Genomic DNA, 21,733 nt, shown 5'->3' with positions numbered 1-21,733 from the left:
TCGCTTCCCCCCACCTGAACGTCCATGCCGCGGTAACGGCCAGGAAGGCTGTGGCTGCTATGGGACCGATCATGGGCCAGCAAGCCGGGGACATGCCCCGAGAGGCATGCCTGAAGGGGTTGTCGGATGCGAGCACTGACCCTGCGATGGTCGCCTGCGGAGGGTTGGCGGGGAATCGTCCCCTCGGTGGCGGATGGCCCGTGCCTCGTCCTCTATGTCGCCGGGCGGGAGGCGCTGGAAAGCGGCGCGCGGCACCGGGAACTGAGGGACGCCTTCCCCGGTGCCATGGTCGCGGGGTGCAGCACCGGCGGGCAGATCGACGAATCGGATGTGGTGGATGAGGGGGTGCAGGCCCTCAAGCTGGATTTCGACGCCACGCGGCTCCGCCTGGTGACGGAACGCCTGGCAGCCGAGGGTGAGTCCCGCGATTGCGGCCGGCGCCTGGGGGTGGCGCTGGCGGCGCCGGATCTGGCCGGGGTGCTGTTGATTTCCGAAGGGCTGGCGGTGAACGCCGGCGACCTGGTGGCCGGGCTGCAGGAGGGTATCGGGGCCGGCGTGCCGATCGTGGGCGGGCTGGCCGGGGATGGCCCGCATTTCCGCCGCACGCTGGTGGGCGCGGGGGATGAGGTGCCGATGCCTGGCATGGTGGCTGCCATCGGCTTCTTCGGCCATGCCGTCCGCTTCGGGCATGGCTGCGCCTCCGGCTGGGATGCCTTCGGGCCCTTGCGCTCCATCACCGCCTCCGAGGGACGGGTGCTGCGAGAGTTGGACGGAGAGCCGGCGCTCGATCTGTATGAACGCTATCTCGGGCCGGAAGCGGCCGGCCTGCCCGGCACCGGGCTGCTCTATCCGCTGCGGATCTGGGATGCCGAGGAACCGAGGCATGACGTGCTGCGCACCCTGCTGGGCGTGGACCGGGACGCGCGAAGCCTGATCTTCGCCGCCGACCTGCCGGTGGGCTGGCGGGCGCAGCTGATGCGCGGCCGCTTCGGCGGCCTGGCCGATGGCGCGGCGGCGGCGGCGGGCGCGGGCGCCCTGGCCGCCGCGGCGGGCGACAGCGCCGCCTTCATCGTCAGCTGCGTCGGGCGGCGCCTGATGATGGGGCAGCGGGTGGAGGAGGAGGTCCTGGCCGCGCGGGAATGCCTGCCACCCTCCATGCGGGTGCTGGGTTTCTATTCGTATGGCGAGATCGCGCCGCACCCGATGACGGGGCGCAGCGAACTGCACAACCAGACGATGACCGTGCTGACCCTGACCGAGGCGCCGCGGTGATGGTCGCGGGAATGGCGGCCGAGCGGCTCTTCAGCCGCCAGGTGCTGCGCGCCACGCGCCCCGATGGCAGCGTGGACCTGGACCAGCTGCGGCACCTCGTCGTCGCCTGCTACGAGGATGCGGCGCGGGACCGGGAACGCACCGACCGCGCCATCACGCTGATGGCGGAGGAGCTGGAGGGCGCCAACCGGCGGCTTGAAGCGCTGGTGGAGAACCTGCGGGTGCAGAACCTGCGGTTCGAGGCCGCGCTCGACAACATGCTGCAGGGCCTCTGCCTCTATGACCGGCAGGACCGGCTGGTGGTCGTGAACCGGCGCTACCATGAGATCCTGGGCCTTGGGCGCGGGGCGTTGCGGCCCGGCATCAGCCATGCGGAGCAGCTGTCGATCGAGCAGGCGTCGGGGCTGCACCGCGGCGCCGACCTGCAGGAATTGCTGGCGACCCGCATCGCCCTGGTGGATGGGCGGGACGGGCCGGCGCGGGCGGAGATCTTCACCGATGACCGCCGGCGCCTCGACGTGGCGGCGCAGCGGCTGGCGAGTGGCGGCTGCATCGTGACCGTCATGGACGTGACGGCGGAACGGGCCGCGGAGGCGCGCGCCGCGGCGGCGGGGCGGCTGACCTCGCTGGGCGAGATGGCGGCCGGGCTGGCGCATGAATTGAAGCAGCCGCTGACCGCCATTGCCCTGGCCGCGGCCAATGCGAGCCGTGCGGCGGAACGCGGCGATACCTCGGCGGTGCTGGTGCGGCTGGGCCGCATCGCCGACCAGGCCGCGCGGGGTGGCGTGCTGATCGACCATCTGCGCCGCTTCGCCCGGGGCGGGGAGGGGGGTGACGCCAATGCCACGGCGGCACTGCCGGCGGCGGTGGAAGGCGCGCTGACCCTGATTGGCGGGGCGCTGCGGGAAGCCTCCATCGAGGTCGCGCTGCACCTGCCGCCCGGCTTGCCGCCGGTACGGGGCGATAGCATGGCGCTGGAACAGGTCCTGCTCAACCTGCTCGCCAATGCGCGGGACGCGCTCGGCATCCGCGACAGCGGGGCCTGCATCGGCATCGCGGCGCGGCAGGCCGAGGATGGGCGCGTTGAGCTGGATGTGTCGGACAATGCGGGCGGCATCCCCGATGCCGTAATGTCGCGGCTGTTCCAGCCCTTCGTCACGACCAAGGGGCCCGATCGCGGCACCGGGCTCGGCCTTTCGATCTGCCATGGGCTCGTCACCTCCATGGGCGGGACGATCGAGGCGGAGAATGGCGCGGAGGGGGCGATCTTCCGCATCGCCCTGGAACCGGCGCTGGACTGATCCGGGTTGCCGGGCCAGGGACCGGCCCCAGATGGCGAGGGATGAGCGACCCCTTCCCGACTGACCGCACCGCCGCGCTGCAACGCCTGGCCGACTTCGCCCCGCGCATGGGGCGCGACTACGCGCAGGGACGGAACACCGATCCCGGGCCGGGCCGGCGGCGCGATGTCTCCTGCCTGTCCCCCGCCATCCGGCACCGCCTGGTGACGGAGGCGGAGGTGGTGGGCGCGGCTGTTGCCGGGCCGGGGCCGAGGGCCGCGGAGAAGTTCATCCAGGAGGTCTTCTGGCGCAGCTACTGGAAGGGCTTTCTCGAACTGCGCCCCGGGATGTGGGCGGGCTACCGGACGGCGGTGGCGGCCGACCGCGCGGCCATCAGGGGCCACGCCCTGGCGCGGGCGGAGGCGGGCACGACCGGGATCGGCTGCTTCGATGCCTGGGTCGATGAGTTGCGCTCCACGGGATGGCTGCACAACCACGCGCGCATGTGGTTCGCCAGCATCTGGATCTTCACCCTGAAACTGCCCTGGACGCTCGGGGCGGATTTCATGCTGCGCCACCTGCGGGATGGGGATGCGGCGTCCAACACCCTGTCCTGGCGCTGGGTGGCGGGCATCCAGACCCCGGGGAAGCATTACGTCGCCCGGGCGGAGAACATCGCCCGCTACACGGAAGGCCGCTTCGACCCGACGGGGGAGCTTGAGGAAGACCCGCGTCCGATCGACGCGCCGCCGCCGCCCCGCGCCGGCGCCTTGCCGGCGGCGGACCGGCTGCCCGACGGGGCCTTCGCCCTGCTGCTGCATGAGGATGACCTGCATCCCGAGAGCCTGCTGCCCGCGGGCGCGCGGGTGGCGGCCATCGCGGGGGTGGCGGTGCCGGAAGCGCGGTCCGATGGCGGCTGTTCGGCGCTGGTGGCGGACAGCGTCGGCGCGTCGCTGGCGGATGGGCTGGCGCGGGCCTCGGCGCATTGGGGCGTGCCGGCGGTGCGGGTCGGGGTCCCGGAGCTGGCGGGCTGGGCGGCGTCGCATGGGCTGCCGGTGGTGACGCCCTGGGCGCCGGTCGGCTGGACGGCGGATGCGCTGGCGGGCGCCGGCGTGCCGATGCGGCGCGTCCGGCGGGACTGGGACAGCGCCTGCTGGCCGCTGGCGACGAAGGGCTTCTTCCCGTTCCGGGAGGGCATCCCGACGCTGCTGGGACGCCTGGTGCCGGATCAGCCCGCCGGTCAGCCCCTTTGGGCTTCCGCGAGGTAGCGCCCGTCCACATAGCGATCGGGCGCGGAAAGGGCGCGTCCCTGCGGGCCATAGGCGGCGCGGAGCGAAAGCGCCGTGGCGATCCCCGCCATGTCGAGTTCTGCCCGTCGGGGAAAGCCGCTGCGCGGATGCAGCATGGAATCGTAGGAGGCCTCGGCCAGGTCTGGCGTCACCTCCGCCAGGTTGCGCCCCATGATGGCGACCGCCTCCGCCCGGTTCGTCGGCGCGTAGAGCCATTCCAGCGCATCGAGATAGGCGCGGAGGAAGGCGACGAGGCGCGGGCGGTCCGCCGCCGCGCGGTCGCGGCGCAGCGCGAAGGTCAGGCCCTGGTAGGCGCCCAGCATGTCGCTGGGATCGGCCAGCATGTTGAAGCCGCGCCGGGCGGCGACGGCATCCAGCGGCACCGTCAGCAGCGTGCCGGCCTGGCGCCCGGCGAAGAGCGCTTCCATCCGCTGCGTGGTGCCGCCGACGCGCACCAGGCGGGCCTCGGCTTCCGCCAGGCCGCCGCGTTCCAGCAGGCGGCGCAGGACGAAGGCGAAGCCGGTGGTCAGTGCATCGACGGACAATTCCTTGCCGCGGAGGTCGGCGAAGCTGCGCACCTCCGGCGCCGTGACCAGGCGGAGGAAGCCGTTGTTGATGCCGGCGACGGCGATGATGTCGGGCGGGTTGGCCGCGGCGCCGGGGGCCTCCCCCTGGCCCTCGACATAGGCGATGACGTTGTCGATGGCGGTGCTCGCGATATCCACCTGCCCCGACATCAGCGCGGTGAATTGCGCGGCGGAACTGGGCGTCGGCGTAACGGCCAGCGCCACGCCGTGGCGGTCGAAAAAACCCTTCTCCTGCGCCACCCAGATCGGCCAGTTGCTGCCGGAGGGGAAGACGCTGAGGCGGAGCGGTGCCTGGGCGCGGGCGAGGGTGGGGGCGATCAGCGGCAGGACCAGCGCCGAGCGGCGGCGGAGCGTGAAGGCCATGGATGTGATCCCCCCTTGTTGCGGGCAGTCTCGCGAGGCCGGTCGAGGGGTGTCAACGCCGATATTCGAAGAAGCGCGGAGCTTCGAAGAAGACCGGCTATTGCGGCTTGAAACCGCTGGCCTTGGCGGCATCGGCCGCGCGCCACAGGTACCAGGCGGCGATGCTGCGCCAGGGCGCCCAGGCTTCGCCGATGGCGGCCAGTTCCCTGGGCTTCGGCTGGGCGTCGAGGCCGGCGGCGACCTTCCAGCCCTCCCGCACGCCGAAATCGTCGATGGGCAGGATGTCCCGCCGGCCGAGGGTGAAGATGAGGAGCATCTCCACCGTCCAGCGGCCGACGCCCCGGATCTGCACCAGGCGCTCGATCAGCGTGTCGTCGCCGAGGCGCGCGGCGGCCGCGCGGCTGGGTACCAGGCCGGCGACCGACTTCTCCGCGATGTCGCGGATGGCGGCGACCTTGGCGCCGGAGAAGCCGCAGGCGCGCAGGGTTTCGGCCGGGGCTTCCAGCACCAGGGCTGCCGGGGGGAAGTCATGGCCGGGGAAGAGGGCCACGAAGCGGCCGAGGATCGCCTCCGCCGCCCGGCCATGCACCTGCTGGTGGGCGATCGCCCTGACCAGTGCCTCATAGGGTTCGCGCCGGGCAGGGCGAAGCGTGCAGGGGCCGATCTGGCGGATCACCCGCCGCAGCACGGGATCGCGGCGGAGATGCGTCAGCGCCGCGGGGCCGCCGACCAGCCGCGCGGGACGGTCCGCCGCCCGGCGGGCCGCCAGCGCCGGCAGGTCGCCGGCCCCTTGCGTCATCGGAACACCAAATGCGGCAGCGACAGGGTGATCCAGGGCACGTAGGTGATCACCATCAGGCAGGCGAAGATGACGCCGATGAAGATGGGCAAATAGCGCATCATCTGGTCGACGCTGGTGTTCGCCACCTGCGCGGCGGCGAAGAGGTTCACGCCGAAGGGCGGCGTGATCATGCCCATCGCCAGGTTCACCACCATGATCGTGCCGAAATGCACGCCATCGATGCCGAAGCGCTCCGCCGCTTCCTGCAGGATCGGCGCGAGCACGATGATGGAGGCCGAGGTCTCCACGAACATGCCGACGATGAACAGGAAGATGTTGACGCCGAGCAGATACAGGCCCGGGCCGTCGAAGGTTTCCACCAGCCAGGCCGCGGCCAGGTCCGGCACGCCCTGGCGGTTGAGCAGCCAGGAGAACAGCGCGGCGCAGGCGATGATGAACATGATCACCGCGCTGCTGATCACCGACTTGCGGAAGATCGGGTAGAGGTCCCGCCAGCCGAGTTCGCGGTGCAGGAACATGCCGACGATGATGGCGTAGACGACGGCGATGACGGAGGCCTCGGTCGGCGTGGTGATGCCGCCATAGATGCCGCCGAGGATGACGACGGGCATGAGCAGCGCGAAGCCGGCCTGGCGCGCGGCGACCAGGAAGGGCAGGCGACCCTCGCCATCCTGCTTGCCCCAGCCCTTGATGCGGCACCACACCAGCACAGTCGCGATCAGCGCACCGCCGATCAGCGCACCCGGGCCGAAGCCGGCGATGAAGAGTTCCGGGATGCTGGTCTGGGTGGTGACGCCGTAGAGGATCATCGGGATCGAGGGCGGGATGATAACGCCGAGTTCCGCCGCGGTGGCCTGGAGCGCCGCCGCGAAGGCCACGGGGTAGCCCGCGCGGACCAGCGCCGGGATCATGATGGCGCCGACGGCGAAGGTGGTGGCGACGCTGCTGCCGCTGATGGCGGCGAAGATCATGCAGGTGACGACGCAGGTGGCCGGCAGCCCGCCCTGGATGCCGCCGACGATGGAGCGCGCGAATTCGACGAGGCGCCGGCTGATGCCGCCGACATCCATCAGGTTGCCGGCCAGAATGAAGAACGGAATGGCGGCCAGCGGGAACTTGTCCAGCGCGACGAAGAGCTGCTGCGCCGCGACGATCAGCGGGAAGCTCGTGTAGCCCTGGATGCCGACGACGGCGGCCAGGCCGATCGCGATGGCGACGGGAATGCTGGCGGCGAACAGCACCAGCATGACCGTGAGCATCATGCCGCTCATACCGCGGACTCCAGTTCTTCGCTGCGGCGGTCGAGGAAATGGGCGAGGGCGCCAACCACCGCGAAGAGGGCGCCGAGCGGGATCGCGGCATAGCCCCAGGACATCGAGACCTCGAGCCCCGCCATTTCCTGGAACTGCACGCGGTTGGCCATGGTCCAGCCGAACCAGAACATCACCCCCATGAAGGAGAGCGAGCAGGCCAGCGAGGCGGCCTCGATCGACCGGCGAAGGCGGCCGGTGGAATAGCGATGCGCGACATCGATGGAGACCAGCGCGCCGGCGCGCAGCGCGACGGCCAGGCCGAGATAGGCCATCCAGATGAGGGCGGTGCGGACCAGCGCCTCTGACCAGATGGCGGGCGATTCGGTGGCGAAGCGGGCGATGACCTGCCAGAGACCGGCGCCGACGGCGATGGAAAGGGCGAGGCAGGCGATGATGGATGCCGCGCCGGTCGTGATCCGGTCCAGGCCCAGCACGGCCCGGCGTATGCTGGCGCGGGCGCCGTCACCCTCCGCCACCCAGAGCGCCAGCGCCACGGTGAGGAGGGTGAGGACCCCCGTCACCTGCAGCGGCAGCGTGTTCATCGCATTCATGCCTGCTTGCCCCCTGAAACAGCGGGGGCGCGGGGTTGTCCCCGCGCCCCGTCAGTCGATCCGGCGATGGAAGGTCAGTTCGCGCGCCATTCGCGGATGCGGCGGAGCAGCGCGCTGTCCAACTGCTGCTCGATCTGCGCCGCGCCGGGGGCCAGGGCCGTCTGGAAGGCGGCGCTGTCCACCTGGGTGACGACGGTCATGCCGCGGCGGCGCAGTTCCTCGACGCCCGCGGCCTCATCGGCCGAATTCTTGGCGCGGTTCGCGGCGGCGCCGGCGCGCGCGGCCTCGTTGAAGGCGGCGCGGTCGGCGGCGTTCATGCGGGCGAACAGCGCAGGGTTGCAGATCAGGATGGCCGGCGAATAGACGTGGCCCGTCAGCGTCAGGAAGCGCTGCACCTGGTTCAGGTTGTTGGCCAGGATCACCGCGATCGGGTTCTCCTGCCCATCGACCGTGCCCTGCTGCAGGGCGGGGACGAGTTCGGAGAAGGCCATCGGCGTCGGCAGCGCGCCCAGCTGGGTGAAGGCACGCATATGCACCTGGTTTTCCATGGTGCGGACCTTCAGGCCGCGGATGTCGGCGGGGGCATTCACCTCACGCCGCGAATTCGTCAGGTGGCGGAAGCCGTTCTCCATCCACACCACGCCGACCAGGCCGCGGGCGGTGAAGCGCGACAGCATCTGCTGGCCGATCTCGCCATCCAGCACGCCGCGGGCATGGGCGGTGTCGCGGAACAGGAAGGGGACGTCGAAGTTGCGGACTTCCGGGACGAAGTTGCCGACCGGGCCGGTGGAGGTGAGGGAGCATTCGATCGTGCCGATCTGCACGCTCTCGATCGCCTCGCGCTCATTGTCGTTGCGCTGGATGTTGACGCGGTAGCGCCCGCCAGTCGCGCGTTCCAGCGCTTCCTTGAAGGCGGTGGCGCCGGCGCCGTAGTGGCTGGCCAGCGGCAGCGGGTGCTGGACGGTGATGGTGGTCTGCGCCTGGGCCTGTGCGAAGGACAGGGGGGCGGCAAGCGCGGCGGCAATCGCCACGCGACGGGTCAGGCTCATGGCAACGTCTCCCCAAGGGCGGGGGCGCCCTTGGCGGGGCCCCCATGCCCGCCCCGTATAGGAGAGGTGCCGCCGGCGCATCAATCCCGGGACTGCGTCCCGGGCGAGGCTACCGGCGGGTTCGGATCAATTCCCGTGCGGTGCCGGAATGGGCAGGCCGAGCGAGAGCGCGACATTCGCGGCCTGCAGACCCTCCCACAGCAGTTCCACGCCGATATAGGCGATCAGCGCCAAGCCGACATAGGCGATGATCTTGTAGCGATCGAGCAGCTTGGCCAGCGCACCGCCGAGGACACCCATCAGCACGATGGAGATCAGCAGGCCGATCACCAGCATGGGCAGGTTGTTGCGGGCGATGGCGGCGACGGCGAGGACGTTGTCGAGGCTCATCGACACGTCGGCGACGATGATCTGCCACAGCGCCTGGCGGAGGGTCTTCTCCTTCACCTCATGGCCTTCCTCGCCTTCATTCTCGTCCTTGCCGCGAAGCTCGGACCAGAAGCCCCAGGCGATGTAGAGAAGGGCGGCGCCGCCCACGATCTCGATCCACCAGAGGCCGAGGAGGTAGGTGGCGAAGATCGAGAAGACGATGCGCAGCACGGCGGCCGCGACGATGCCGAACAGCACCGCCTTGCTGCGAAGCGCCGGCGGCAGGCCGGCAGCGGCCAGGCCGATGACAACGGCGTTGTCGCCGGAGAGGATGATGTTCAGCCAAAGGATCTGCAGGAACTGCGCGCCCTGCCCGAGCAGATAGTCCATTCCGTATCTCCAGGGGCGGCGCATCAGGCAGCCGCTTCCCCCCTGTGGCAAGGCTACTAGCTGCGGGAAGGAAGCCGAAGTTTCCGTGCCATGTCATCGGTGACAGATGAAACATGGCATCGTGTTCAGGCCCGAAGTGACGAAGCCGCCATGCGGCGGACCCCGGCCGCACGGTTGATTGAATGGCCATCAGGCCAAGCCGGTCGCGGCTGACGATTCCGTAACGTGCTGCATTGCCGGCGCCCCATGCGCCGGCAAGGCGCGTTCATGCGGCGGCGTTCAGCCGCCGCGCAACATCGCGTCCAGCGCCGGGGACAGGCCCATGCTCGCGCGTCCCGAGGGAGCCGCGTAGCTGCCGGCACGGGGCTTCGGCAGGCCAAGCCCGACCAGCCCTTCCAGCATCTTCACCGCGCAGGCGATGCCATCCAGCAGCGGCACCGGGCAGTCATCCTGCAGGTGCCGATCCATGCCGGCCAAGGCGGCGCCGGCCAGCACGATGGCGTCGCAGCGTTCCGCCATGGTGCGCGCTTCCGCGAGCACCATCGCGGCGACGCCATCGGGGTCCCGCAGCGCATCCAGCGGCGTTGCCGCCACTCCGCGTACCGTGGCGCAGCGCGCGGACAGCCCGTGGCGCGCGACCAGATCCTCATAGGCCGCGACCTGGCCGAGCGTGAGGATCCCGAAGCGGCCGCCGACCATGCAGGCGGTCAGGCACCCCGCCTCCGTCATGCCCAGCACCGGGCAGGGCATGAGCTGGCGCGCCGCTTCCAGCGCGGTGTCGTGGCTGACCGCCAGCACCACCGCCTCCACCCGCCCCGCATGTTCCGCCAGCATGGAAAGCAGGGCGTGGGAGGCGATGGCGTTCTCGACACGGGTCGAGATTACGGCCGGGCCGAAGGTGGGCGTGCCGGCGATGATGATGGTGGTGGGGGCGGCGGCCTGCCGTGCCACGGTGGCGCAGGCATCGGTGATGGCGGCGGTGGTGTTGGCGTTGGCGATGAGGATTCGCATGGATCTAGCCTCCGACCATGCCGGTGTCCGTGGTGTTGGGCGCACCGCCCAGCGCCACGAGCCCCTCCGGCAGGGCTCGCGACGTCTCGCTCAACAGCAGAAGGCGCAGCGCGAGGCGCGTGATGGTGGGTGGCGCATCGGGTTCGGCCGGGGACAGGGCCTCCGCATTCCGCTTCCAAACCTGCAGCGGGTTGAACAGCAGCACGTCGCCGGGGCGGACATCGAGGCGGAGCGCCAGGCCGGGTTCCGCGCACAGCGTGTCCAGCAGGTCCAGCGCCTCCATCTGCGCCGCGCTCAGCCGGGGCGTCTCGGGGATGGCCTGGGCCGCTTCGATCGCATCGCGGGCGTAGCGGCCGACGAAGGCGCCGGAGGCGGTGCTGAAGACCGGCAGGTCGACCACCCCGCCGCCAGGCGCGGCATGGGGCAGGGGGCGGTAGAGCGCCTCCAGCGCCGGGCGGGCACGCTTCATCATCTCGTTATGCACCGTGGCCGCGGCGACGAGCATGACGGGATCGACCTCCGGCGGCTGGCGGAGGATGAGCATGGCGACGATGTCCGCGGCATCGGCGTGGAAGCGCCAGCGCAGCGCGCCGCCGGAGGGGCTGGAGACGCGCTGCACCACGGCCGCCTGCCCGCCCGTGGCGACGGGGCGGCCGAGATGGGCGCCGAGTGCCAGCAGCAGGGGCTCGGCCGTCGCCTCATCCAGCGGCAGGCCGCGCAGCACGGCGAGGCCCCTGCCGGTATCGAGCCGCGCGGCGGCATTGCGCAGCACGGCGCCGAATTTCGGCAGGGGCGCTTCGGCCGCCACCTGCGGCGCCCGGCCGCCGAGCGAAGCGAGAGCGGATTCGAGTTCCGCCGCATCCTCCGCGCCGACCGGGATCATCCAGTCGGAGGCGCGGAGATCGGCGGCACGCCAGGCGGCAGGGCCGGCCTGGGGGATCAGCCGGGGGCGGGCGGGTGCAGTGGGGGATGTGGAACTCATTGGGGGGAGACTACATCAAGCCGCGACCTCCGCCACATGAGGGCTGCGTCAGGCGGCTTGCCCGCATCGGCCCGAGGCAGCAGGCTGGCGGCCGGGATACGGAGACGGACACGGATGGACGCGCCTGCCAGCAGCCTCGATGCCAGCCAGCCCTGGCTTGGCCTGCCCTTCGACGCGGAGCAGATCCTGGAGGGGCTGCGCGGCTGGGTGGAATGCGAAAGCCCGACCTTCGACGCACCGGCGGTGGAGCGGATGCTGGCGCTGGCCGCGCGCGACCTGGCGCTGATCGGGGCGCGGGTGGAACACATTGCCGGGCGCATGGGCTTCGCGGGCTGCATCCGCGCCCGCTTCCCGCATCCCGCGGGCGATGCGGCGCCGGGCATCCTGGTGGTGGCCCATCTGGATACCGTGCATCCCGTGGGGACGCTGGAAAAACTGCCCTTCCGGCGGGATGGCGCGACCTGCCGCGGCCCGGGCATCTTCGACATGAAGGGCGGCACCTACCTGGCGGTGGAGGCGATGCGGCAACTGGTCCGCGCGGGCGTCACCACGGGGCTGCCCGTGACCTTCCTGCTGACGCCGGATGAGGAGGTGGGAAGCCCCTCCACGCGCGACCTGATCGAGGCCGAGGCATCCCGCGCCCGCTTCGTGCTGGTGCCCGAACCGGCGCGGCCCGATGGCGGCGTGGTGACCGGGCGCTACGCCATCGCGCGCTTCAACCTGCGCACCACCGGCCGGCCATCCCACGCCGGCGCCACGCTGGGGGAAGGGCGCAGCGCGATCCGGGAGATGTGCAAGCAGATCCTGGCGATCGAGGCGATGACGACGGAGAGCTGCACCTTCTCCGTCGGCGTCATCCATGCGGGGCAGTGGGTGAACTGCGTGGCCACGCATTGCGACGCGGAAGTGCTCAGCATGGCGAAGCGGCAGGAGGACCTGGATGCCGGCGTCGCGCGGATGCTGGCGCTCAAATCCTCCAACCCCGATGTGGTGCTGGAGGTGAAGCGTGGCGTGACGCGGCCGGTGTGGGAGGCGGATGCGGGCGTGCGGGCGCTGCATGCGGAGGCGCGGGCGATCGCGATGGGGATGGGGTTCGACATCCCGCCGCAATCCTCCGGCGGCGGGTCGGACGGCAACTTCACCGGGGCGATGGGCATCCCGACGCTGGATGGGCTGGGGGTCGCGGGCGCGGGGGCGCATACGCTCGACGAACACATCGTCGTGTCGTCCCTGGTGCCGCGGGCGCGGCTGCTGGCGGGGCTGTTCACCAGGCTGGGGGCGTGACGATGCGCGCATTGATCCTGGCCGCGGTGCTGGCGCCGGGGCTGGCCTTCGCGCAAAGCGCGCCGCTGACCGGGCCGAATGCGGCGGCGGTGCATGGTCAGGCGCCGGCAGGGCGGCAGAGCCTGACATCGCCCGCGGCGGGGCAGGCACCGCGCACGGCGCCGGCGCAGCCCCAGCGCCAGGCGGCGGCGCGCCCGCGGACGCGCAACACATCGCCACTCGGCACCGTCAATCCGCGCACGGCGACGGGGCCGGCGGGTGGGCGCACCTCCGCCAGCGAGTTGCGGCACGAGGCGCAGGTGAACGAGGCGCAGCGGCGACAGCGTGAGGCCACGCGCCGCGCGGTGGAAGCGCAGGACGGGGTCAGGCTGGGCCGGTAGGTCCGCGCGTCAGTCGCGCCGCGCGTCAGTCGTCTGCCTGGTGCAGCAGCACCCAGCCCTCGGCATTCGCGAAGGGCTGGAGCTGCGGCCAGGCGCGGGCCGAAAGCGACAGGCGGTTGCGCCGGTGCGCGAGACGGCCGGGCGCATCCTCCGCCACCCCCCGGGGACGCTGCGGGCTGGCGGGCGGATGGACCTCGTATTCCTCCCAGATGCGATCGGCGAAGGCGCTGAAGGCGAGCTTGCTGTCGATCGTGGCTGTTACGCGCACCCAGCCCGATGGATGCGCGGAGAGGCTGATGACGCCGCTGACGCCCTGGCTTTCGAAGGCGACGCTGCCACCATCGGGCGCGCAGCGCAGCGGGGTGATGCGCAGCGGACGGTTGCCGGCGGTCTCGATCACCCAGTCGGGAGCGTAGCGGGCGGTGGCGTCGAGGTCGAGGGCGAAGCCGTACAGCGCCGCGGCGGGTGATTCGCTGCCACCCGTCGCGCTGTCGAAGAAATCCGGCGCAAAGCCGGGCGGTGGCTCCTCAGCCCCCGCCATCGACCGAGAGCACCTGCCCCGTGACCCAGCTGGAATAGGCGGAGGCGAAGAAGAGGACGCCATTCGCGATGTCCTGCGGATCGCCGAGGCGTCGCATGGAGATGCCCTCCACCAGCGCCTTCTGGCCTTCCGGCCCGTAGCTCTCGAACTGCTTGACCGTGGCGGGGTTGGAAAGGGCGAAGCCCGGCGCGACGGAGTTCACCGTGATGCCATGCGGGCCGAGTTCGCGGGACAGCTGGCGCGTCAGGCCGACAAGGGCGTGCTTGGCGGCGCAATAGGCCTGGATGCCCGTCTTGCTGGCCTTGAGGCCGGCGCCGCTGCTGATGGTGACGATGCGCCCCGCCTTGGCGGCCTTCATGCCGGGCGCCACGGCGCGGGCCATGTTGAAGGCGGCATGGGTGTTGATGTCGAAGATGGCGTGCCAGTCGTCCTCCGGCACATCCTCCACCGGGCGGTTCACCTGGCCGCGCACGCCGCCGGCATTGCAGACCAGCACGGCGATGGGGCCACCTGTCGCGGCCTCGATCGACTTGATCCAGTCGAAGGCCGCGCCCTTGGCCGTCAGGTCGAAGGCGGCGGTGGTGATGCTGCCCTCGCAGCGCGCGGTTTCCGCCAGTTCCCCGGCCGAGAGGTCGCAGGCGAAGACATTGCCGCCCATCGCTGCGAAGCTGCGGGCGATGGCGCGGCCATAGCCGTGGCCGGCGCCGGTGACGGCGATGGTCTGGCCGTCGAATCGGATGTTCATGGCAGCAGCTCCAGCAGGTTGGCGTCGGACATGGGGCGTTCGCCACGCTCGCATTGATGGATCATGGCGATCAGCTTCTCGAGCGTGGGGCAGGGGATGCCGTGGGTGCGGCCGATGGGCGGCACGGCGCCGATCTGGGCGTCCGCGGGTGTGGCGCGATGGCGCACCCAGAGGTCGCGCCAGATGCCGGAATGGGTCTTGCCGTTAGGGCGGTTGAAGGCCTCCATCGCGATCATGGAGGCGCGGGCCGCGTCCTCCGTCCCGCCGGGGCCGAAGGCGGTGGCGTCGAAGCCGTTGAAGGAGAGGGGCTTCACGCCCTCGGCCCGCGCGACCGTGATCACTTCGCCGCACAGCGCGCGGACCATGGGCAGCAATTCGGGACGCGCCATCATGTCCGCGATGCCATGCGCGGCGAGCCCCTGCGCGTAGAGCAGGGAGGAATAGGCGAGCTTGCCCCAGAGATAGCCCCAGATGTTGTCGGTCAGCACCGCATCGGGTTCGAAGACCTGCTGCAGCAAAGCGTGCAGGGCGATGGCGCGAGGAGTCTTCTCGCCATCCAGTTCGCCGACGACCACGGCGCCGCGATTGCCATAGGTGATGCGGCCGGGTTCCAGCCAATCCGCGCCGAAATTGACGAAGGCGCCCATGGTGCGGTGGGCGCCGCAGACCTCGGCGATCACGCGCTCGCACAGGCCGTTCTGGGCGGAGAGCACGTAGCCGTCGGGGGCGAGGTGCGGCAGCAGGGCGCGGCAGGCGGCTTCGGTGTCATGCGTCTTCACCGCCAGGATGATGCGGCGGAAGACGCCCTTCACCTGGTCGGGCGTCGCGGCGGGGGCGACGACCTTGAACTGCGTGACCGGGCCCTCGATCACCAGGCCGCGGGCCGGGTCCGCGATGGCGGCGACGTGGTCCGCCACCACGTCGCAGAACACGACGGCGTGGCGGGCCTTAACCAGATGCGCGCCGATCGTGCCGCCGATGGCACCCGCGCCCCAGACCAGGATGGGGCCGTGATCCACGGCCTGCCTCGCCGCCGCCTGTTCGGCTTCCTTCGCCACGCGCGCTTCCCCTTCTGTCCAGCGGGGGGCCGCCATGCAGGCACGGCGCTTGCGCGACGCGGCACGGGCGGCCCACCCTGGGTGTCACGCTAGCTGGGATACAACAGAGGTCAATGCACCGGTCTCACGCGCGGTGAACCCGCCGACCAATAACCTGAAGGGCGCCGCGCTGATGGCGGCGGCGGCCGTCTTCTTCGCGACGGAGGTGCTGTTCATCCGCTGGATGACGCTGCGCGGCATCCCGACGGAGGTTCAGCTGGCGTCCCGCGCCTTCGGGCAGTTGCTCTGGGTGATGCCGACGATGCTGGTGAGCGGCATCGGCGTGTTCCGCACGAAGCGCGCTCCCATGCATGTGTTCCGCGGCATGTCGTCGCTGATCTGCTGGGGGCTGTACTACTATTCCTTCACCAGGCTCGACATGGCCACGGGCACGGTCCTGTCCTTCACCAACGTGATGTTCACCACCATGCTCGCCGGCGTGCTGCTGGGGGAACGGGTGGACCGCTGGCGCTGGACGGGCACCATCGTGGGGCTGGTCGGCGTGGCGGTGATGCTGCGGCCGGGGGCGCAGATCGACTGGATCGGCGCGGCGGCGGCGATCGGCGCCGCCATCGCCTGGTGCGGCATCACGGTGACCAGCCGGATGCTCACCACCACGGAGACGACGAAGACGGTGCTGGCCTGGGTGGGCCTTGTCACCTTCTCCGGCGTGCTGCCCTTCGCGATCCATGCCTGGGTGCCGCTCAACCTGGGCGACATGGCGCTGATGCTGCTGGTGGCGATCATCTGCCCGGGCATCATCTTCCTGGTGACGGAGGCGCTGCGCGCGGGCGAGGCTTCGGCCATCGCGCCCTTCCAGTACCTGCGGATCGTCGTCGTCGCGGTGGCGGGATGGGTATTGTACGGGGAGGTGCCGGACCTCTTCGGCTGGATCGGCGCGGCGATCATCCTGGGTGGGGCGATGGTGGTGACCATCGCGGAAGCGCGCCGCAAGTGACGCAGACGACGAAGGCGGCGCTGCTGGCGCTGGCCGCGTCGCTGCTCTTCACGCTGGAGACGCTGGCGGTGAAGGCGCTGGTCGGCGTGCCGATCGCGACGCTGGTGCTGGCGCGGGCCATCGGGCAACTGGCCTGGACGGTGCCGGATCTGATCCGCAGCCCGGTGCTGCTGGTGCGCACGGGCGAATTGCCGATGCAGATCTTCCGCGGCCTGCTCTCCGCCATCGCCTGGTATCTCTACTACGTCTCCTTCTCCGGCATGCCGCTGGCCACCGCGACGGTGCTGTCCTTCACCACCGTGCTGTTCGTCACCGCCATGGCGGCGCCGCTGCTGGGCGAACGCGTGGGCTGGCGGCGCTGGACCGCGACGCTGGCGGGCTTCGCGGGCGTGCTGATCATCATGCGGCCGGGGATGGTGCCGATCGGCATCCCGGTGCTGGCGGCCATCGCGGCATCGGTCTTCGGCGCGGGCATCCTGATCACCACCAAGCGACTGGCGCGGACGGAGCGCACGGTGACGATCATGTTCTATGTCGGCGTGGTGGCGCTGGCCGTCAGCCTGCCGGTCGCGCTGCCGGGCCTGGCCTGGCCGGGTTGGTGGAATGCGGGGCTGCTGCTGGCGGCGGCGGTGCTGGGGCCGGCGGCGATGTGGGTCTGGATCATGGCGCTGCGCATGGCGGATGCCAGCTTCATCGCGCCGCTGTCCTATGTGCGGCTGCTGTTCGCCGTGGCTTTCGGCGTGGCGCTGTTCGGGGAAGTGCCGGAATGGTGGCTGCTGCCGGGCGGCGCGCTGATCATCGGCTCCACGCTCTACATCACGCGGCGGGAAGCGATGCTCCAGCGGGCCAGGGCTTCGTCCAGCGCCGCGCCGTCCAGCGCGAAATCGGCGTAGCCCTGCCGGAGATGCGCGACATAGGCGTCGGATGGCGGGCCGGGGCGCAGGCGCTGCTCGACATAGGTCAGGGCGGGACCGTGGCCGTCGATGTCCAGCATCACGGCGCGGTAGATCCGCAGCGCCACACCCTCCGCGATGTCCAGCGCGCGACGGTGCTGTTCCGTGATGCGCCAGAGGCCGATCGGCACCGCGGCCGCGCCGTCACGCTCGATGGTGGCGAAGCGGTTCACGGCCAGGCGCCATCCCGGCAGCAGCGCGGCGCCGAGCGGCGTGGCACCGGGGCAGCGGCCGAGCATGCGAGCGTGGTCCAGGTTGCTGCCATAGGCGGCGTAGAGCATGGGGCGGCAGGCTGGCGCCGCCGCGGCGATGTGGCAAGGATGCCGGGATGATCCTGTTCCTCCAGGCCGCGCCGCTGCTGCTGCTGCTGGGCCTTCTCGTCTCCGGCCGCGCGGGGCCGGTGCCGGCGGTGCTGGCGGCCCTCGTCGTGGCGCTGCCGGCGGTGCTGCTGTCGCTGCCGGATGGCGTGTCCGCGCTGCCCTTCCTGGGCGCAGAGACGCTGCGCGGCGCCTTCCTGGCCTCCAAGCCCATCGCCGTGGTGATGGGCGGGTTGCTGTTCCATGCGGCGCTGGCGAAGCCGGAGGCCGGGCAGGGCGCGCCCGACCCGCGGCGCATCTTCGTCGCCACGCTGCTGATGGGCGTCTTCATGGAAAGCGTCACCGGCTTCGCGGTCGGCGCGGTCTTCGCGCTCTCCGCCCTGCGGGGCATGGGCATCGGCGGCGCGCCGGCCGCCGCCATGGCGCTGCTGTCGCTGACGCTGGTGCCCTGGGGCGGCCTCGGCCCGGGGACGGCGTTGGGGGCGGCGCTGGTGGGCATGCCGGCGCAGCAGATCGCCACCATGGCGTCCTGGCCCAATGCCGCCTGGCTGCTGCTGATGGGGCCGGTGCTCTGGCGGCTTTGCGCCGCCGCCGGCGTGGTGGTGCCGCCGGCGGAAAAGCTGGCGCAGATGGGCTTCCTGGCGGCGATGGCGGCGATGCTGGTACTGCTGCATCCCGTCCTGCCCTTCGAGGTGATCGGCGTGCTGGCCTCCGGCCTGCCGCTGCTGCTGGCCTTGTGGAAGCTCGACCCGCCCTCGGGCGCGGCGGGCTGGCGCCGGGCGGGGCGGGCGATGGCGCCCTATCTCGGCCTGACGGCGGCGCTGCTGCTGGCGCGCAGCTGGGCCGGTGCGCCGTCCTGGTCACCCTTTCCCGAGCTGCCGGGCTTCCCGCTGACCCATGTGGCCGTCGTGCTGTGGCTGGCGGCCGGCGTGCTGCTGGCGATGCGGGCGGATGCGCCGGTGGTGGCCACGGGCGCCTTTCGCCGCGCGCTGAAGCCCGCCATGGCCATGCTGTTCTATGTCGTGCTGGCACGGTGGATGGCGGGGTCCGGCATCGCGGCCAGCCTGGCGAGCGCGACGGCGGAGGCGCTGGGCCCGGCGGCGCCCTATGCGGTGCCGGTGATGGGCCTGGTGTCGGGGATGGTGACCGGCAGCAATGTGGGGTCCAACGCCGCGCTGATGCCGGTGCAATTCGCGCTCGGGCGGGAAGCCGGGATGCCGGAGGGGCTGGCGCCCGCGCTCCACAACTTCGCGGGATCCGCCGGCGCGGGCATGTCCTTCGCCGTCACGGCGATGGTCTGCGGCCTGCTGGCGGATGGTGCGCGGCCGGGCCAGGTCTGGCGGCTGCTGCTGCCGTCGCTGCTGGGCGTCGTCGTGGTCGGCTGGGTCATGGTGGCGCTGCTGGGCTGAGGCGCGCGGCCAGCGCCTGGCGCCCGGTCTTGGTGGCGGAGACCATCAGGATGCCGGACGGGTCGGTGGCGCAGGATACCAGGCCACGCTCCGACGCATCCTCCCACACCGTCAGCCGCGGGCAGTTGGTGCGCCAGGCGTCGATGACCTCCGCATAGGGGCGGGGGTGGGCGGCCACCCATTCGACCAGGTCGAGGATCAGCGGTTCGGTGGACATGGTCGTCTCCCTTGCGCGTGGACGGATGCTCGCGCCGAAGCGCCCGCGCCGCAACCGTTCAGGACGCCGCACGTTGCCAGCCCGCCACGGAGGACGGGACGCGATGCAACTCGGCGATGGACGCGAAAGCAGCAATGTCGAGGACCGGCGCGGCAGTGGCGGCCTCGGGGGAAGGGGCATCGCGCTCGGCGGCGGGCTCGGCAGCGTGGTGCTGGTGGTGCTGGCGCTGCTGCTCGGCGTCGATCCCGGCGTGATCCTGTCCGGCGGCGATCCCGCGCCGCAGCGGGCTGAAACGCAGGGTGGTGGCGCGGCGCCGCCGGCGGACGATGCAGGCAGCCGCTTCGTGCGCCGTGTGCTGGCGGAGACAGAGGATGTGTAGAACCCGGTCTTCCAGCAGATGAACCGCCGCTACCAGGAACCGCGCCTGGTGCTTTTCTCCGGCGCGGTGCAGTCCGCCTGCGGCATGGCGCAGTCGGCGGTCGGGCCCTTCTACTGCCCGGGCGACCAGCGGGTTTACATCGACCTCGATTTCCTCGCGCAGATGCAGCTGCAACTGGGCGCGCCCGGGGATTTCGCGGCGGCCTATGTGATCGCGCATGAGGTCGGGCACCACGTGCAGAACCAGCTCGGCGTGCTGGGGCGCGTGCAGGAACTGCGCAGCCGGGTGGCGGAGGCCGAGGGTAATGCGCTCCAGGTCCGCGTCGAACTCCAGGCGGATTGCCTGGCGGGGATGTGGGCGCGCCGGGCGCAGGATGCCCGGCAGATCCTGGAGGATGGCGACATCGAGGAAGGTCTGGCCGCCGCCGCCGCCGTCGGCGACGACAGGCTGCAGGGCCGGGCGCGCGGCCACGTGCAGCCGGACAGCTTCACCCATGGCAGTTCCGAACAGCGGGTGCGGTGGTTCCGCACCGGCCTGCAATCCGGCCAGCTGGAAGCCTGCGACACCTTCCGGCCGGCGCGCCCCTGACGCGGGATGGGCAGGCGGCGCGGCGTGACGGTAGGATCGCGCCATGCCACGCATCGCTGTCGCCCGCCTCTGGTTCGAGGGCAATTCCTTCACCCCGGTCCCGACCGGCCCGGCCGAACTGCGATCCCGCGAATGGGTGGCGGGGGAGGCGGCGCTGGCCCGCTATGCCGGCACGGCGACGGAGCTTGGCGGCCTTGGGGCTTTCCTCGCCACGCGGCCCGACTGGCAGGCGACGGTGCTGCGCTGCACCTCCGCGCAACCCGGCGGGCCGCTGACGCGGGACGCCTATGAGGGCTGGCTGGCGGAGGTGATGGACGGCCTGGCGGCGGGCGCGCCCTGGGATGGCGTCTATCTCTCCCTCCACGGCGCCTGCGTGGCGGAACATGAGCCGGCCGCGGACCTCGCGACGGTGCGGCGCGTGCGGGCGGCGATCGGCGCCACGCCCCTGGTGGCGAGCTTCGACTTCCACGGCAACATGGCGCCGGAACTGGCGACGCTGCTGGATGGGGCGAGTGTCTATCGCACCTACCCGCATCTCGACATGGATGCGGTGGCGCTGCGGGCGCTGGCGATGCTGGAACGGCGGCTGGCGGGGCAGCGCCTGTTCGGCGCCATCGCGAAGCATCCCCGGGTGCTGCACAGCTTCCACATGCGCAGCGAGGCCGGCCCCATGGCGGAGGTCTGGGCGGAAGCGGCGGCGCTGGAAGGCGACGGCGTCGTGGAGGCCGCCCCGTTTGGCGGCTTCTCCTGGGGCGATGCGCCCTATGCGGGGCCGAGCGGCATGGCCTGGGCGACGACGCCGGAGGCCGCGGCCCGCGCGGCGGCGGCGGTACGGGATGCGATCGTCGCGCGGCTGCCCCGCTTCGCGGTTTCTCTGCCGGCGCCGCGGGATGCGCTGGCCACGGCGCTCGCGGCCCCGCCGGGCCTGGTGGCGCTGCTGGATCCCGCGGACAACCCGCTCTCCGGCGGTGTCGCCGATACGCCCGACATGCTGCGCGTGCTGGCGGAAGCCGGGCCGCCGGTGCCGACTGTCTTCGCCTTCCTGCACGATGCCGCCGTGGTGGCGCGGGCGGCGGCGATGGGGGAGGGCGCGCGGGCAGCGTTCATGCTGGGCGGGCGCACCACCGATGTCTTCGGGCCGCCCGTGGCCATGGATGCCGTAGTGGAACGACTGACCGCGGGACGCTTCGTGAATGAAGGGCCGATGGAGCGCGGCGCGCCGGTCGATCTCGGCCCGACCGTGGTGCTGAGGGCCGGCCTGCTGCGGGTGATCGTGACCAGCCGGAAGGAGGCGGCGGTGGACCCGGCCTTCTTCGCGCTGCACGGCATCGACCTGGCGACGACACGGCTGCTGGCGAACAAGGCGAAGAACCACTTCCGCGCCGCCTTCGCGGCGCGATGCAGCGCCATCGTGGAATGCGACTGCCCCGGCCCCGCGGCGCTGGACCTGGCGGCGCTGCCCTTCCGCCACGTCCCCGCATCCTGGCGTTGAGTCACGATCCGGATTGTCGCCGCGGCGGCGACACAAGACGACACAACGGTACCCTGCCTGACGACACGCCCCGCTAGGAAGATGAGGCCGGCTGCCCGGGGGGGGAGGGCCGGCG

Annotated in this window: 22 protein-coding genes and 1 pseudogene; 10 read left to right on the top strand and 13 right to left on the bottom strand. The window is 71.6% G+C overall.

Annotation, left to right across the window (positions count from 1 at the left end):
• Positions 1–126: 126 nt before the first annotated feature.
• From BM041_RS08230 to BM041_RS08220, 3 genes are read left to right on the top strand one after another with little or no spacing between them, the layout of a single operon-like run.
• The gene (locus tag BM041_RS08230) at positions 127–1,272 is read left to right on the top strand and encodes an FIST signal transduction protein (protein ID WP_092958255.1); all 1,146 of its coding nucleotides are present in this window, start codon (positions 127–129) and stop codon (positions 1,270–1,272) included.
• Positions 1,272–2,573 (top strand): PAS-domain containing protein, encoded by a 1,302-nt coding sequence (locus tag BM041_RS08225; protein ID WP_217648658.1) that lies wholly within the window; start codon positions 1,272–1,274, stop codon positions 2,571–2,573. Before BM041_RS08230 ends, BM041_RS08225 begins: the two co-directional genes overlap by 1 nt.
• 41 nt (positions 2,574–2,614) lie before the next feature.
• Positions 2,615–3,820 carry an FAD-binding domain-containing protein gene (locus tag BM041_RS08220; protein WP_092958251.1) on the top strand — a complete coding sequence of 402 codons (1,206 nt, stop codon included), beginning with the start codon at positions 2,615–2,617 and terminating at the stop codon, positions 3,818–3,820.
• Here BM041_RS08220 and BM041_RS08215 read toward each other — a convergent pair.
• The 8 genes from BM041_RS08215 to BM041_RS08180 form a co-directional block, all read right to left on the bottom strand.
• Positions 3,793–4,791, bottom strand: coding sequence for an ABC transporter substrate-binding protein (locus BM041_RS08215; protein WP_175533818.1), 999 nt, complete (start codon positions 4,789–4,791; stop codon positions 3,793–3,795). The genes BM041_RS08220 and BM041_RS08215 overlap by 28 nt on opposite strands.
• Before the next feature lie 97 nt (positions 4,792–4,888).
• Complete coding sequence (locus BM041_RS08210; protein WP_092958247.1) at positions 4,889–5,590, bottom strand: DNA-3-methyladenine glycosylase family protein; 702 nt, start codon at positions 5,588–5,590, stop codon at positions 4,889–4,891.
• Entirely contained in the window at positions 5,587–6,855 is a 1,269-nt protein-coding gene (locus BM041_RS08205; protein ID WP_245761979.1) for a TRAP transporter large permease, read from the bottom strand. The genes BM041_RS08210 and BM041_RS08205 overlap by 4 nt, the downstream gene beginning before the upstream one ends.
• 5 nt (positions 6,856–6,860) lie before the next feature.
• Positions 6,861–7,457, bottom strand: coding sequence for a TRAP transporter small permease (locus tag BM041_RS08200; protein WP_245761978.1), 597 nt, complete (start codon positions 7,455–7,457; stop codon positions 6,861–6,863).
• Positions 7,458–7,531: 74 nt separating this feature from the next.
• Positions 7,532–8,506 carry a DctP family TRAP transporter solute-binding subunit gene (locus BM041_RS08195; protein ID WP_092958243.1) on the bottom strand — a complete coding sequence of 325 codons (975 nt, stop codon included), beginning with the start codon at positions 8,504–8,506 and terminating at the stop codon, positions 7,532–7,534.
• Between the two features lie 126 nt (positions 8,507–8,632).
• On the bottom strand, positions 8,633–9,265 hold the full coding sequence (locus BM041_RS08190; protein ID WP_092958241.1) for a TerC family protein: 633 nt from the start codon (positions 9,263–9,265) through the stop codon (positions 8,633–8,635).
• A 279-nt stretch (positions 9,266–9,544) separates the two neighbouring features.
• Complete coding sequence (locus BM041_RS08185; protein WP_092958239.1) at positions 9,545–10,276, bottom strand: aspartate/glutamate racemase family protein; 732 nt, start codon at positions 10,274–10,276, stop codon at positions 9,545–9,547.
• A 4-nt stretch (positions 10,277–10,280) separates the two neighbouring features.
• Positions 10,281–11,258 carry a TauD/TfdA family dioxygenase gene (locus BM041_RS08180; RefSeq protein WP_139225996.1) on the bottom strand — a complete coding sequence of 326 codons (978 nt, stop codon included), beginning with the start codon at positions 11,256–11,258 and terminating at the stop codon, positions 10,281–10,283.
• Positions 11,259–11,372: 114 nt separating this feature from the next.
• Here BM041_RS08180 and BM041_RS08175 point away from each other — a divergent pair, with 114 nt between their 5' ends.
• Both BM041_RS08175 and BM041_RS08170 read left to right on the top strand, forming a co-directional pair.
• Entirely contained in the window at positions 11,373–12,542 is a 1,170-nt protein-coding gene (locus BM041_RS08175) for a M20/M25/M40 family metallo-hydrolase (RefSeq protein WP_092958235.1), read from the top strand.
• A 2-nt stretch (positions 12,543–12,544) separates the two neighbouring features.
• Positions 12,545–12,922, top strand: coding sequence for a hypothetical protein (locus BM041_RS08170; protein ID WP_092958233.1), 378 nt, complete (start codon positions 12,545–12,547; stop codon positions 12,920–12,922).
• A 25-nt stretch (positions 12,923–12,947) separates the two neighbouring features.
• Here the strand turns inward: BM041_RS08170 and BM041_RS08165 are convergent, their stop codons facing one another.
• The 3 genes from BM041_RS08165 to BM041_RS08155 are packed head-to-tail and all read right to left on the bottom strand — an operon-like array spanning position 12,948 to position 15,266.
• Positions 12,948–13,463 (bottom strand): hypothetical protein, encoded by a 516-nt coding sequence (locus BM041_RS08165; protein WP_092958231.1) that lies wholly within the window; start codon positions 13,461–13,463, stop codon positions 12,948–12,950.
• Positions 13,450–14,208 (bottom strand): SDR family NAD(P)-dependent oxidoreductase, encoded by a 759-nt coding sequence (locus tag BM041_RS08160; RefSeq protein WP_092958229.1) that lies wholly within the window; start codon positions 14,206–14,208, stop codon positions 13,450–13,452. Before BM041_RS08160 ends, BM041_RS08165 begins: the two co-directional genes overlap by 14 nt.
• Entirely contained in the window at positions 14,205–15,266 is a 1,062-nt protein-coding gene (locus BM041_RS08155; RefSeq protein WP_245761977.1) for a ketopantoate reductase family protein, read from the bottom strand. The genes BM041_RS08160 and BM041_RS08155 overlap by 4 nt, the downstream gene beginning before the upstream one ends.
• A 133-nt stretch (positions 15,267–15,399) precedes the next feature.
• Between BM041_RS08155 and BM041_RS08150 the strand changes: the two genes are divergently transcribed.
• Both BM041_RS08150 and BM041_RS08145 read left to right on the top strand, forming a co-directional pair.
• Positions 15,400–16,263, top strand: a complete 864-nt coding sequence (locus tag BM041_RS08150) for a DMT family transporter (protein WP_245761976.1) — start codon at positions 15,400–15,402, stop codon at positions 16,261–16,263.
• Positions 16,260–17,156 carry a DMT family transporter gene (locus BM041_RS08145; RefSeq protein ID WP_092958225.1) on the top strand — a complete coding sequence of 299 codons (897 nt, stop codon included), beginning with the start codon at positions 16,260–16,262 and terminating at the stop codon, positions 17,154–17,156. The genes BM041_RS08150 and BM041_RS08145 overlap by 4 nt, the downstream gene beginning before the upstream one ends.
• Here BM041_RS08145 and BM041_RS08140 read toward each other — a convergent pair.
• Entirely contained in the window at positions 17,075–17,497 is a 423-nt protein-coding gene (locus BM041_RS08140; protein WP_092958223.1) for a gamma-glutamylcyclotransferase family protein, read from the bottom strand. The two genes, BM041_RS08145 and BM041_RS08140, sit on opposite strands and share 82 nt — an antisense overlap.
• A gap of 47 nt (positions 17,498–17,544) precedes the next feature.
• Between BM041_RS08140 and BM041_RS08135 the strand changes: the two genes are divergently transcribed.
• Positions 17,545–18,942, top strand: coding sequence for an L-lactate permease (locus BM041_RS08135; RefSeq protein WP_092958221.1), 1,398 nt, complete (start codon positions 17,545–17,547; stop codon positions 18,940–18,942).
• On the opposite strand, the gene BM041_RS08130 is transcribed toward BM041_RS08135, so the two are convergent.
• Positions 18,920–19,159, bottom strand: a complete 240-nt coding sequence (locus BM041_RS08130; RefSeq protein WP_092958219.1) for a hypothetical protein — start codon at positions 19,157–19,159, stop codon at positions 18,920–18,922. The two genes, BM041_RS08135 and BM041_RS08130, sit on opposite strands and share 23 nt — an antisense overlap.
• On the opposite strand from BM041_RS08130, the pseudogene ypfJ reads away from it, so the two are divergent.
• Both ypfJ and BM041_RS08120 read left to right on the top strand, forming a co-directional pair.
• A pseudogene (ypfJ, locus tag BM041_RS08125) lies at positions 19,158–20,126 on the top strand (KPN_02809 family neutral zinc metallopeptidase). The gene BM041_RS08130 and the pseudogene ypfJ overlap by 2 nt on opposite strands.
• Before the next feature lie 43 nt (positions 20,127–20,169).
• Positions 20,170–21,618, top strand: a complete 1,449-nt coding sequence (locus tag BM041_RS08120) for a M81 family metallopeptidase (RefSeq protein WP_092958217.1) — start codon at positions 20,170–20,172, stop codon at positions 21,616–21,618.
• The last annotated feature ends 115 nt before the right edge of the window (positions 21,619–21,733 follow it).

Origin of the sequence: Falsiroseomonas stagni DSM 19981 (assembly GCF_900114315.1) — a bacterium.
GTDB lineage: Bacteria > Pseudomonadota > Alphaproteobacteria > Acetobacterales > Acetobacteraceae > Falsiroseomonas > Falsiroseomonas stagni.
This window is presented reverse-complemented; position numbering and strand designations above follow the sequence as displayed.

Excerpts from the sequence above, each read along its gene's own strand:
- BM041_RS08175 (WP_092958235.1), top strand. The coding sequence starts at position 11,373 with ATGGACGCGCCTGCCAGCAGCCTCGATGCCAGCCAGCCCTGGCTTGGC.
- BM041_RS08140 (WP_092958223.1), bottom strand. The coding sequence starts at position 17,497 with ATGCTCTACGCCGCCTATGGCAGCAACCTGGACCACGCTCGCATGCTC.
- BM041_RS08215 (WP_175533818.1), bottom strand. The coding sequence starts at position 4,791 with ATGGCCTTCACGCTCCGCCGCCGCTCGGCGCTGGTCCTGCCGCTGATC.
- BM041_RS08120 (WP_092958217.1), top strand. The coding sequence starts at position 20,170 with ATGCCACGCATCGCTGTCGCCCGCCTCTGGTTCGAGGGCAATTCCTTC.
- BM041_RS08190 (WP_092958241.1), bottom strand. The coding sequence starts at position 9,265 with ATGGACTATCTGCTCGGGCAGGGCGCGCAGTTCCTGCAGATCCTTTGG.
- BM041_RS08230 (WP_092958255.1), top strand. The coding sequence starts at position 127 with ATGCGAGCACTGACCCTGCGATGGTCGCCTGCGGAGGGTTGGCGGGGA.
- BM041_RS08165 (WP_092958231.1), bottom strand. The coding sequence starts at position 13,463 with ATGGCGGGGGCTGAGGAGCCACCGCCCGGCTTTGCGCCGGATTTCTTC.
- BM041_RS08210 (WP_092958247.1), bottom strand. The coding sequence starts at position 5,590 with ATGACGCAAGGGGCCGGCGACCTGCCGGCGCTGGCGGCCCGCCGGGCG.
- BM041_RS08185 (WP_092958239.1), bottom strand. The coding sequence starts at position 10,276 with ATGCGAATCCTCATCGCCAACGCCAACACCACCGCCGCCATCACCGAT.
- BM041_RS08170 (WP_092958233.1), top strand. The coding sequence starts at position 12,545 with ATGCGCGCATTGATCCTGGCCGCGGTGCTGGCGCCGGGGCTGGCCTTC.
- BM041_RS08160 (WP_092958229.1), bottom strand. The coding sequence starts at position 14,208 with ATGAACATCCGATTCGACGGCCAGACCATCGCCGTCACCGGCGCCGGC.
- BM041_RS08220 (WP_092958251.1), top strand. The coding sequence starts at position 2,615 with ATGAGCGACCCCTTCCCGACTGACCGCACCGCCGCGCTGCAACGCCTG.
- BM041_RS08225 (WP_217648658.1), top strand. The coding sequence starts at position 1,272 with ATGGTCGCGGGAATGGCGGCCGAGCGGCTCTTCAGCCGCCAGGTGCTG.
- BM041_RS08200 (WP_245761978.1), bottom strand. The coding sequence starts at position 7,457 with ATGAATGCGATGAACACGCTGCCGCTGCAGGTGACGGGGGTCCTCACC.
- BM041_RS08195 (WP_092958243.1), bottom strand. The coding sequence starts at position 8,506 with ATGAGCCTGACCCGTCGCGTGGCGATTGCCGCCGCGCTTGCCGCCCCC.
- BM041_RS08180 (WP_139225996.1), bottom strand. The coding sequence starts at position 11,258 with ATGAGTTCCACATCCCCCACTGCACCCGCCCGCCCCCGGCTGATCCCC.
- BM041_RS08135 (WP_092958221.1), top strand. The coding sequence starts at position 17,545 with ATGATCCTGTTCCTCCAGGCCGCGCCGCTGCTGCTGCTGCTGGGCCTT.
- BM041_RS08130 (WP_092958219.1), bottom strand. The coding sequence starts at position 19,159 with ATGTCCACCGAACCGCTGATCCTCGACCTGGTCGAATGGGTGGCCGCC.
- BM041_RS08205 (WP_245761979.1), bottom strand. The coding sequence starts at position 6,855 with ATGATGCTCACGGTCATGCTGGTGCTGTTCGCCGCCAGCATTCCCGTC.